This is a genomic window from Coleofasciculus sp. (assembly GCF_046539235.1).
In the GTDB taxonomy this organism is placed as follows: domain Bacteria; phylum Cyanobacteriota; class Cyanobacteriia; order Cyanobacteriales; family Coleofasciculaceae; genus Coleofasciculus.
Genome location: NZ_JBKHHI010000004.1, coordinates 13,106 through 24,236, shown reverse-complemented (window position 1 = coordinate 24,236; position 11,131 = coordinate 13,106). Strand labels below are relative to the sequence as shown.

The 11,131-nt window shown below is 47.1% G+C and carries 9 protein-coding genes; 6 read left to right on the top strand and 3 right to left on the bottom strand.

All coding sequences use genetic code 11. The annotated features are described in order from the left end of the window. The first annotated feature begins 563 nt into the window (after nucleotides 1-563). On the top strand, nucleotides 564-2,348 hold the full coding sequence (gene ltrA, locus ACLFWI_RS01045) for a group II intron reverse transcriptase/maturase (protein ID WP_446411351.1): 1,785 nt from the start codon (nucleotides 564-566) through the stop codon (nucleotides 2,346-2,348). 27 nt (nucleotides 2,349-2,375) lie between these two features. Here the strand turns inward: ltrA and ACLFWI_RS01040 are convergent, their stop codons facing one another. Beyond that, the gene (locus ACLFWI_RS01040) at nucleotides 2,376-2,621 is read right to left on the bottom strand and encodes a hypothetical protein (RefSeq protein ID WP_446411350.1); all 246 of its coding nucleotides are present in this window, start codon (nucleotides 2,619-2,621) and stop codon (nucleotides 2,376-2,378) included. Between the two features lie 594 nt (nucleotides 2,622-3,215). Between ACLFWI_RS01040 and ACLFWI_RS01035 the strand changes: the two genes are divergently transcribed. Beyond that, complete coding sequence (locus ACLFWI_RS01035) at nucleotides 3,216-4,355, top strand: DegT/DnrJ/EryC1/StrS family aminotransferase (protein WP_446411349.1); 1,140 nt, start codon at nucleotides 3,216-3,218, stop codon at nucleotides 4,353-4,355. 8 nt (nucleotides 4,356-4,363) lie between these two features. Here the strand turns inward: ACLFWI_RS01035 and ACLFWI_RS01030 are convergent, their stop codons facing one another. Next, entirely contained in the window at nucleotides 4,364-4,708 is a 345-nt protein-coding gene (locus ACLFWI_RS01030; RefSeq protein ID WP_446409774.1) for a DUF4114 domain-containing protein, read from the bottom strand. Between the two features lie 198 nt (nucleotides 4,709-4,906). Between ACLFWI_RS01030 and ACLFWI_RS01025 the strand changes: the two genes are divergently transcribed. The 4 genes from ACLFWI_RS01025 to ACLFWI_RS01010 all read left to right on the top strand — a co-directional run bounded on the left by ACLFWI_RS01025 (nucleotide 4,907) and on the right by ACLFWI_RS01010 (nucleotide 10,215). Next, a complete protein-coding gene (locus tag ACLFWI_RS01025; protein ID WP_446411348.1) occupies nucleotides 4,907-5,623 on the top strand; it encodes an Rpn family recombination-promoting nuclease/putative transposase in 717 nt (238 codons plus the stop codon). Nucleotides 5,624-5,820: 197 nt separating this feature from the next. Next, the gene (locus ACLFWI_RS01020; RefSeq protein WP_446411347.1) at nucleotides 5,821-8,745 is read left to right on the top strand and encodes a hypothetical protein; all 2,925 of its coding nucleotides are present in this window, start codon (nucleotides 5,821-5,823) and stop codon (nucleotides 8,743-8,745) included. A 289-nt stretch (nucleotides 8,746-9,034) separates the two neighbouring features. After that, nucleotides 9,035-9,589 carry a pantetheine-phosphate adenylyltransferase gene (coaD, locus tag ACLFWI_RS01015; protein WP_446409777.1) on the top strand — a complete coding sequence of 185 codons (555 nt, stop codon included), beginning with the start codon at nucleotides 9,035-9,037 and terminating at the stop codon, nucleotides 9,587-9,589. Next, nucleotides 9,496-10,215, top strand: coding sequence for an ATP synthase F0 subunit B (locus tag ACLFWI_RS01010; RefSeq protein ID WP_446411346.1), 720 nt, complete (start codon nucleotides 9,496-9,498; stop codon nucleotides 10,213-10,215). Before coaD ends, ACLFWI_RS01010 begins: the two co-directional genes overlap by 94 nt. A gap of 75 nt (nucleotides 10,216-10,290) precedes the next feature. On the opposite strand, the gene ACLFWI_RS01005 is transcribed toward ACLFWI_RS01010, so the two are convergent. Continuing rightward, nucleotides 10,291-11,073 carry a hypothetical protein gene (locus ACLFWI_RS01005; protein WP_446411345.1) on the bottom strand — a complete coding sequence of 261 codons (783 nt, stop codon included), beginning with the start codon at nucleotides 11,071-11,073 and terminating at the stop codon, nucleotides 10,291-10,293. Nucleotides 11,074-11,131: the final 58 nt, after the last annotated feature.

Genomic DNA, 11,131 nt, shown 5'->3' with positions numbered 1-11,131 from the left:
ATAGAAGGGAGCAATCCTAACTGAACCTTGACAACTTGATAGCCATGAGGGTGAGTCTCATGCCCAATAACAGAAAGACAAATCCCTCCCCACAGGTGCAGTGGTGAAAGCACGACCCCTACCGAGGAGACTAGCCATCAAATTGGTAAAGCGGGGCGAAAGAAGGTAGCTGGCAGCCCAAGTCGGCAATCCCTTTAGCAAGAATCTATGAGTAGCGTAAGCGAAGATGCATCTGAACCATCGTCAAAGCGAACCAGCGAAATAAGGCTTTATGCGCTGGAGCCAAAAAGGCAACGGATTAGGGGCTGATAAGTCCCGATATTATCAGCAAGCACTCCCAATAATCCCGGTGGACAGCATCAACTCTAAAGGTTCAATCAATGGCTATCAGGAACGAAGTAACCCCTCGTATGCTCTCAGGTGGTCGATTCCCTGAGCAGGTGCTAACCGGATGCTGCGAACGGGTGGGATTGAGTCAGAAGCGAATGCCTTGCTGTAATGGCAAGGATATGCAGACAGACTCGCGGTGAAGTGGAAGATAAAGTTGCAAGTAGGGAGTACAAATGTCTAAAACACGGGTCAAACCGATGGTGGAATGGAGACACATTAACTGGCGCAAGCTGGAGCGGCGTGTCTTTAAGCTCCAAAAGCGAATTTATCGAGCCTCTCAACGTGGTGATGTGAAAGCAGTTCGCAGACTCCAGAAGACGCTGATGAAGTCCTGGTCAGCAAGATGTTTAGCGGTCAGACGGATCACGCAAGACAACCAGGGTAAGAAGACGGCGGGAATGGATGGGTTGAAAAGCCTGACCCCAAAGCAACGTCTCGCCCTAGTTGCCAACCTCAAGTTAAGCTCAAAAGTCGCTCCAACCCGGAGAGTATGGATTCCCAAACCGGGGACGGAGGAGAAGCGACCACTGGGCATCCCGACAATGAAAGACCGAGCCTTGCAAGCACTTGTCAAACTGGCACTAGAGCCAGAATGGGAAGCGCGATTTGAACCTAACTCATACGGGTTCCGACCAGGGCGCTCATGCCATGATGCGATTGAGCAAATATTCACGGTAATTAGTCAGAAAGCCAAATACGTGCTTGATGCCGACATTGCCAAGTGTTTCGACCGCATCGACCATGAAGCACTGCTCAACAAACTAAATACATTCCCCACCATCCGCCGACAAATTCGAGCATGGTTGAAGTCGGGAGTGATGGATAACAAGCAGTTGTTTCCAACATCTGAGGGTACACCACAGGGTGGCGTTATTTCGCCGCTACTAGCTAACATTGCCCTCCACGGGATGGAGAACCGGATAACACAAGCCTTCCCAACAAGGAAGATTTACAAGAATGGGAAATACGCTGGATTATTCACAGCTCCCAACTTTGTTCGGTACGCCGACGACTTCGTAATTCTCCACGAAGACATAACCGTTGTCCAAAGGTGCAGGGAGATAATCTCTGAATGGTTAAAAGGCATGGGCTTGGAACTAAAGCCTAGTAAAACTAGCCTAGCCCATACCCTTGAGGAACATGAGGGGGAAACCCCTGGCTTCAACTTCCTTGGGTTCAATATACGGCAATTCCGGGTCGGAAAATACCACTCCGGGAAGAACAATGGCAAACTACTGGGGTTTAAGACAATCATCACCCCAAGCCAAGAAAAGCAAAAGATACATTACGAGCAAGTAGCTAACATCATTTACGCCCACAGGACAGCGACCCAACAAGCGTTAATTGGAAAGCTTAATCCAATCATTCGAGGGTGGGCAAACTACTACTCAACAAAAGTAAGCAAGGAAGCTTACACACACCAAGACCATCTAATGTTTCAAAAGCTTAAGGCTTGGGCAAAACGCCGCCATCCACAAAAGTCTATCCAGTGGATTATCAAGAGATACTGGAAAACCATTGGCGACAATAACTGGGTATTCGCAACCAGTGCAGGAGGTGAAAACCTAACGCGGTTACGAACGCATAGCGAGACTCCCATAGTCCGTCATGTGAAAGTCAAAGGCGAAGCGTCACCATACGACGCCAACCTAGTTTACTGGAGTTCAAGAATGGGAAAACACCCCGAAATCTCAACAAGAGAGGCAACTCTACTGAAAAGACAAAAGGGTAAGTGTAACCACTGCGAATTGTTTTTCAGAGACGGAGATATATGGGAAATCGACCATAGCATCCCCCGCTCAAAAGGTGGTAAGGATGAATACAATAATCTCCAGCTTTTACACAAACACTGCCACGATGCAAAACAGCCGAGGATGGTTCGGTTGGAGGTAGTATTGACAGCTACCCAAGTCACTGAGGAGCCGGATGAGGGGAAACTCTCACGTCCGGTTTTGTAAGCGAGGCAGGGAGGTGACTCCCTGACCTTAGCTAGCGGAGAAGTCAACTACTTGCACTAATTCAGCCGCATTTGGGGTAGAAACCTGAACCACTGAAGTATCGGGAATTGCCGCATTCACCTCCAGGATTCCCATTCGGCTGGGGAAATCTTGCCACGCCAATGCAACCGTCAACACCGTAGTCAAACCGACTAAGCCTAGATACTTGAGGAACTGCCTAAATCGTTTTCCTGTAGCGCTCATTGGACTATCCTGAAATGGAACTATAGCCATGAATCCAGCTTCAGGATACTCCACTTCACTAGAAAAGGGGGAGAATTCAAAGCCTTCTCTCTCTTCAGGAGAGAGGTTTGGAGAGAGGTTCTCCAAATCCCGTGAACGTCAGTCAGTCCCAAACCCTCCGGATAGAGTAACTGCGATCGCGGGAAATAAATACAAGACCCACATATCGCCTAATTTTTAAATTTAGGCGATAATGTGGGTTTTACTCAGGGTTCAGCAGGGTGCATCTGCTGTGGCTGGCAGGGTGCATCTGCTTTTCTTAGTCTGCCTGTTCCAGAGCAGTTTTAGGTGTAGCTATGATGAAGATGGTTTGAAGAGTTTGTGAAGGATGGGGGGATGGGGGAAATAGGGAAGCTGGGGGAGCATGTAGAGACGTAGCATGCTACGTCTGGGGAGCTGGGGGAGCTGTTGGCGTTATTTCTGCCTTCTTGTACTAGGTTTAGCTGCATGATTGAGCGTCTCAAGACTTATCACTCTTGCCCATTTCCAACCTCAAAGTGATGGATTGAGGAGAGTACACATCAGCCGGATTCCCTTTTGCCGCAAAATTTGATTTATTGGATAAAAACGTCTAGGTGTAAGCGAGTGAATCACATTCCCCCTATTGATCTGGCACGACAGTATCAGCGCATTGAAAAACAAGTTAGTGTGGCTGTTCAGGAGATACTCACCTCCGGACGTTACGTTGGTGGGCTTCCGGTTCAAGGCTTTGAGGAGCAATTTGCGGCGTACATGAATACCAGCGAATGTGTCGCCTGTAACTCTGGCACAGACGCCTTGTATCTGGCACTGCGAGCCTTACAGATTGGAGCAGGGGATGAGGTGATTACCACGCCCTTCACGTTTATCGCTACGGCGGAAGTGATTACCCGGGTGGGGGCGACACCTATTTTTGTGGACATTGATCCCCAAACCTTTAATCTTGACGTTGATCAGATTGCAGCGGCGATTACGCCGAAAACGAAGGCGATTCTACCCGTTCATTTGTTTGGACAGCCTGTGGATATGACGGCGATTATGGACATCGCTCAGGCGCATGATTTAGCCGTCATTGAAGACTGCGCTCAAGCCACAGGCGCGGAATGGGCGGGACAAAAGGTGGGTAGCATTGGGCATATTGGCTGTTTTAGCTTCTTTCCTACCAAGAATTTAGGGGCTTGTGGGGATGGGGGGGCTGTGATTACCAATGACCCAACCCTGGCAGCTACAATACGAATGTTGCGGGAACATGGAATGCGCGATCGCTACCACCACGAAGCGACAGGGATCAATAGCCGTTTAGATGCTCTACAAGCAACCATTTTACAAATCAAATTAGGTTATCTCGATCAGTGGAATCAAGCACGCTCTCAGATTGCTGATCAGTATCATCAGTTATTACAACCTGTTCCCGGAATCGCCTTACCTCAAGAAACTCTAGGAAGTCAGGCTGTTTGGAATCAGTACACGATTCGTCTAACTAAAGACAGCCGCAGCAGTGACTATCGAGATTACATCCGCCAACATCTGCAACAGATGGGCATTATTTCGATGGTTTATTACCCCCTACCGTTGCACTTGCAGTCGGTTTATCAGAGCTTAGGGTATCAAGTGGGTGATTTTCCAGTTGTTGAGCAAGTGTGTAACCAGGTTTTGTCTCTACCTATATTTCCAGAATTGTCCTTCTCCGAACAGCAGCAGGTGGTTTATGGTTTAAAGGATTGCTTGATCAGTGCGGCTGAATAACTCTCAGTTCACGCGATTTCAACTTGAATCAACATATCATTGTAGTCCCGATCACCGCCATTGGGTAAATCCTCAAATCCAAACACGTTATCCCCAAGGGAACGAATATGATCAAACCCATCCCTATTTGCTCCCAGATAAGGAAAATACACCGATGGATCATTGCCCGAATCACTATCTAACAATTCCGCCAACGTGCTTTGAGTGAGCGATCGCGCCACCACATCCACCTGGGACAGTAGGTTTAGATAGTATCGTGTCCCTAGGAATGCAATCGCCCGTTGGCACAAAATGCGATCGCACTGTAAAACTAATTTAAATAAGATTATTGAGGAGAGGGCGACCCGAGTCAATTAAGTAGACGCTTTGTCAATTAGTGCAAGCGGGTCGCCCCTACAGGGATTCGGTCGCCTTGCGCCCAGGGAACAGGTGTTTCTCTTATCCATAACGAACGGGCGCGATTTCCGCCAAGGGCGTGATCGCTCTCCTCTCGATCCATATATTATTAATTTTGTCAATATAATCTGAATAGAAATTTGGGGTAACAGAGGTTGGCATACTACCCATTGTCAACGGTGTCACCTTTACCCAAGGAGAACGTGAAAACTGATACCATCTTCTATAGCCTGTTTAAAGAGTTCCCCAGTATCTTCTTTGAACTGATTAACCTAATCGAAACAATCATCGTTTACAAATTACCACAAAAAAGCCGTCAGGAGATAGAAGCCATGTTAGGGTTAAGTGAACTCAAACAAACCAAAGTGTATCAGGAAGCTAAGCAAGAAGGGTTAGATGAAGGCAGGCAGGAAGGGTTAGAAGAAGGTGAACTCAAAGCCAAGTTAACCGCCATCCCGCGCATGCTCCAGTTTGGGTTAAGCTTGGAGCAAATCGCTCAGTTGCAAGATTTGCCAGTAGACGTTGTCCAACAGACGTCCCACTTATTCCATAAGCAAAATGTTGCGGCTTTTGTTGAACTGTTACATCATCAACGCTCACTTTTTTCCCCACAAGACTTAGCGGAATTGGCTTTTTTGATTCAACCGTTACCCGATAAAATAGAAGACTTATCATGCGCTATCGCCCAGTGGTGCAAGCAGGAGGGACATGCTGCACAGCTAATGGCTTGGCGTCAAATCCGATCAGGCTTATTGAGTGCGATGGTAGAGAAGCTCTTGGGGAGGAATTCTGATACTCAGGAAACTCCATCGGTTTCCTTGAACAAAGCCATGGTGCAGAATGCCATTGAGTCAGGAGAGTCATTTGAGTGAGCGATCGCGCCATCACATCCACCTAGTCCCTAGTGCAGCGGGCATAAAAATACTTGAGCAGCTTCGTAGATACGATGAAGCAGGGGGAGCAGAGGGAGCAGGGGAAGCGGGGGGAGATATTAGCTGCTGGCGTTATTTCTGCCTTCTTGCACTAGGAATATGATCGCCCGTTGGTGGTTTAAAAGATTGCGTGATCAGTGCGACTCGATAACCGTCGCTATCTCCACGTATTCGCGCAGGATAAACCCGTTATCGTAGTCTGGCGTGACGAGTTAAGTCACAATAAAAAATATCAGCCACCCGGTCAACGGATTAATTTTGTGCGAGTTGTTCTCGTCTACCTCACCCATGTTGGTGGATTGTTGACCATCTGTTTCTTGATTCACAGATGGATACCGACTCTCAGGGAACCCCTCTGGGCGACTCTATTCTTGGCGCTGATGGTGGCAGAATGGAATCTGAGCAAAGGGCAAACTGTCGAGCCGAATCCCCTATTCCCTGTCGTCAAACAAATTTGGTATCGCAGTTGCTGGTATCTAGGTTTTGTGCTAGCCGGACTTAGTTATGTCTTGCTAGCTGATGAGATCTTTATTCACCTATTTTTTGTTCCCGCTTCCACGCCACCCTGGGGACTCTTATGGCTGTTAACCCCGTTAAGCTTAACCGACATTGCCAGCCGAAGTACGCGATCGCGCCAAGGGAACAAAGAGGCTAATTCCTTTCCCATAGCGTCACTCAGGGATTCCCTGATTAATCCGTTGTCATCGGTAGACAACACTGAGTTAGACTCAGATTCTACTCCCAATCAGGAGCTAAACTCAAGGCAAATCCAAGTATTTTGGTGGAGTGTAATCGCCTTATTTCTCGTCCAAGGGCTAACCCTATTCCAACCGGATATCAGACTCATCGGTTTGGGTGTCGCCACTTTCGTGATGTTTATCAATAGCTGCTATCTCAAGCAACCCTTAGCCGCCGCGATCACGATTGGATTTAGCCTAAGTTTTGCTGTAGCACGTCTGGGACAAGGAATTCCAGGATTGTCCCCCCTCTCTCCAGCCGATTGGTATTGGGTGGGCGCGATCGCAATTTTCGGATTATGGCTGCTACGGGCTGGCTTAACGCCCCAGTCTAGCAGGCTAGCTCAATTGTACGCTCAAGCCTGCGATCGCTGGGCAATGGCTTTGTCTACTATGGAACTCGGACTGCTGACGCTACAAAGCGCCAATATGTATCTAGAATTCATTCCAGCCAGTTGGCAGTACCTGAGTGCATCAATGCTCATTGGTGGTGCTATTCTTTACCGATATTGGCATTCTTTTCCCAAATTCAGTATTTATGGCATTAGTTGGGCAATAGAATTGACAATAGCTAATGCGATTGTACTGCTTAATGGTTCATCCTTAATCCTCGGTGCCGCGAACATTATCCTGGCATTTATAACACTAATTCTCAATCGTTGGTGGCTTACCCGTTTAGGCGGGGGAGACGGGGAAGATGTAGAGACGTGCCATGGCGCGTCTGGAATCCGGGACGAAAATTGGCGGGATGTACTGGAATATTTACCCTTAGTTTATGCCCTGATTGGCATTAATTTGCGCTTTTCTTATTTCACCCCCTATACAAGTTTACTCACCCTAGGTGCTGCTTTAACGGGCATTATTGTCGGGCGTCGCCGTCTTCCCGGCAAAGGCATCACCTATCTTTTCCTGGCAGGTATTTCCCTGGCTTGGTACGAACTGGTTATTTATACCCTGATTGGTATTAGTTTGCACTTTTTTTATTTCACCCCCTATACCGGATTGATTACCCTTGGTGCGGCTTTAATCGGCATCAGCGTAGCCTATTACCGTCCCCAAGCCAGAGGTATCATCTATCTTTCCCTGGCAGGTATTTCCCTGGCTGTGTATGAACTGGTGATTTATCAAATCCTGCGAACCGATGGGGGAAATCCTGGGGATAGCTTTATTATATTAGCAGCGATCGCGGCTGTGATTTGCTGTATTTATCGTTCACTCGCCTGGTTTTTGCGTTGGCAAAGCCTGTTCAGAAGGAACCTATCGCGCGATCGGGCTACAGTTTTTAATATCAGCGTCACCCAAATCGAAATTACTGCCCACATTCACTGGGCAATGGGTACTGTCTTGATGGTTCTAGCAACTGGGATGTCTGTAGGAACCCCACCTAACCTGATGGGATTCGTGGGACTTATCATCAGTTTGCTACTGGCTAGTTATGGGTTTTTTCAAGGAAATGTCCAAGTTCAACAACGCCAGTTTTCTTCCCCATCTCCCTCATCTTTCCCACCTTTGCCAGAGTCTCACATCTGGATATACGCCGGATTAACCGAGGTTGTCGCTATTGGTATTTATGCGCGTTTGATGTGGACACCGTTAAGCCTATTTGATCCCTGGCGAGCCATCATTGCAAGTCTATTCGCGATCGCTGTTTATCAAACGTCCTGGTGGCGGTGGGGATGGAATGAGCAGCCTTGGCAAAGATACGCCACGATATTGCCTCTTCTGAGCATTTTAATCAATCCTCAAACCCTCTCTGCTTTTAATTTATTGGTTCTTGCAGGTTTTTATGCCTGGGTCACCAATCGCCAATCTAATTTACGTTGGACATACTTAAGTTTATTTTTCATCGATTGGGCAATTTGGCGCGTTTTGCAAAGCCAGCAGGTTACTGAACCCTTAGCGTATGCTGCCGTGATTGGCTATTTTTTCCTCTACATCGCCCAAGTTGATCCAGAATTAAGATTACCGCAAAAACGGAATTGGCGTCACTACCTCCGCTTACTGGGTAGCGGCATAATCTGTTTGGTGGCGTTAGGGTTTCATCAAGACGTTGGACTCATTCCGGGAACAATTAGTCTGGTTGCTATTGTGGCTGGATTAGGACTGCAAGTCCGGGCATTTTTAATGGTGGGAACGGTCACATTTATTTTTACAGTATTCTACCAGTTAGTCTATTTGGGTTTTCGCTACCCATTCTCTAAGTGGATTATGCTCATAATTGCTGGCATTATTTTTATCAGCCTAACCGCTAACATTTTCAAGCGACGTGAGCCAATTCTTGACCTTTTTCAAGATTGGATCGATCAATGGCAAGAATGGGAGTAGACTTGGGCAGGGGTATTAGTCACCTTTAAGTAGGTGGGGACAATTAAAGTTAACGGTTGAGATTAGGGAACAGGGAACTTCTTAACAGGGAACAGTAAGGGTTTGAGGAACATTCACAGAACTTAACATAGTTCGCTTTATTTCCACCGACCTACTTAATCTGCCATCTGGCTTCTGTCTCCTTTGCTCTCTGCCCTGGAGTCTTCTGCCTCCTGCGATAAAGCCTCAACGATCAAATTAAATACATAACAGCTTATAATTCCTCAGTACCCCTCCAGATGTCTCTGTCGTGATTGCAATTTATCCAGGCAGCTTCGATCCGATCACTCTAGGACACCTCGATATCATTGAGCGTAGCTGTAAGCTCTTTGATACCGTCATTGTTGCCGTACTCCGCAACCCGAGTAAATCGCCATTGTTTACAATACAAGAGCGAGTACAACAGATTCGCGGCTGTACCCAACATCTGTCGAATGTCGAAATCGATAGCTTCACAGGTTTGACTGTGGACTATGCCAAACTCAAGAATGCTCAAGTCTTACTGCGGGGACTACGGGTGCTTTCAGACTTTGAGAAGGAACTCCAGATGGCGCATACCAATCAAACCCTCTGGGATGAAATAGAAACCGTTTTTCTCGCCACGTCTAACGAGTACAGTTTTTTAAGTAGTAGCGTAGTGAAAGAGATTGCCAAATTTGGCGGATCTGTTAACCATCTTGTTCCCCCGCAGGTTGCCCTAGATATTTGCCGATGTTACGCCCAGAGTCATCCCGCATCGAACCCAACCAACTCCCAGAACCCAACCCCCCAGAGAAATGCCTTTCCTCTGGAACCCCCGATGTAGATATCCAGCGAGAACTCACTAAGCTAGAGGACATGCTGTTTGATAGCCCACACATCCCCTTGACCAAGTACACTTTGATTGATGAAGAAGCGTTCTTAACCCAATTGGATGTGGTGCGGGCGAGTCTACCAGAGGCGTTTGAAAAATCTCAAAAGATTGTTCAGCAAGGGGAAGATATTCTCCTACAAGCAGAAGACTATGCCCAAGAAATCCTAGAAGCCGCTGAACGACAAGCTCAACAGATTCTGGATGACATGGGGATTGTGCAACAAGCCGAACTGGAAGCCAAGCAAATCCGGCAACGGGTTCAGCAAGAGTGTGAAACGCTACAGGAACAAACCCGGACTGACATTGAACAGATGCGCCGACAAGCCCAGCAGGAATTGGCACAACTGCGCCAACTGGCACTCGAAGAATGCGAAGACATTCAAAACGGTGCGGATGATTATGCTGATTCTGTACTCAATAGTATCGAGCAACAGCTTACTGACATGCTGAGGGTAATTCGCAATGGGCGTCAGCAACTTTACCAGGATGTACTACCCGGACAACCGCAAGATAAAGACGGGATTGGCGGCGCTGGGTCTCGTTCATCCTCAGCGTCACCGAAAAAGAAGAGTGGGTAAGGGTTGAGGGTTGTCCCTCTTCCCGTCCCTGAGAACCGTCAACCGAGTTCTAGGGCAGTCAATAGAAGTAATCGGTTATCTATTTAGAGGAATAAACTGATCATGGAGACTGACCAACCCGTCACCATAGATAACTTTGATTTCATGCTCACGTCCATTTTGTCCAGAAATAGTATAAAGAAACTGCTGACGCTCAGACTCTACACCAATAAACTGATAATTGAGTGAGTCTAAAGAGAATAAATCCTTGTATTGTGATATGATTCCCCTCAACTCGTCTTGACTAAACAAGGTTTCCTCAATATTCAAAACTCCGCTCAGCTTGTCAATGTCTTGGCTTTGAATGGCATCTATATACCGTTCTACTAAACGGTTAGCGTAAACTGAATAGAGCAAAAATGTATCATCCAACCGAATGGTTTTGTCTTGATAAACAGCAATCTGTTTACTAATCCCACCATGGTTAGCGATGCGGTAATTAAAGCGTTGAATCGGGGTTTGATTGCCTGTTTCACCCAGTTGTTCAACACCCAGACGCTCAAAATCAGTTATCTCTTCCCCTTGAAAATAAGCCTGATAATGGTTGAGTGCCGCTTGCACATTTTCAGGGGCGCGATCGCGTTCCATCAAGTAGGGCATAAAGAAGTTAACATTTTCCTGATTAATTGCCTCAATTGTGGCAGCAATTAACACATCAGCTTCTGCGGGTGTTAGGGGTTTAGCCGTTTGAGCGTCGGGAACTTGAGTTATGGTTTTTGGTGGTACTGTTTCCCCTTGACTAGAAACTGTCTCGGCTTGAGAGCATCCAAAAAAGAGAACGCTGCACAGACTAATCATCAAAATGATGGACTTATTCATACTCGAATTGGGTAAAAGGTTTAATGTCGCCAAATATTCGTCGTTGGCGCAACGACTA

Coding starts and splice junctions, on each gene's coding strand:
- ltrA (WP_446411351.1), top strand. CDS start 564: ATGTCTAAAACACGGGTCAAACCGATGGTGGAATGGAGACACATTAAC.
- ACLFWI_RS01040 (WP_446411350.1), bottom strand. CDS start 2,621: ATGGCTATAGTTCCATTTCAGGATAGTCCAATGAGCGCTACAGGAAAA.
- ACLFWI_RS01010 (WP_446411346.1), top strand. CDS start 9,496: ATGTTACGCCCAGAGTCATCCCGCATCGAACCCAACCAACTCCCAGAA.
- ACLFWI_RS01005 (WP_446411345.1), bottom strand. CDS start 11,073: ATGAATAAGTCCATCATTTTGATGATTAGTCTGTGCAGCGTTCTCTTT.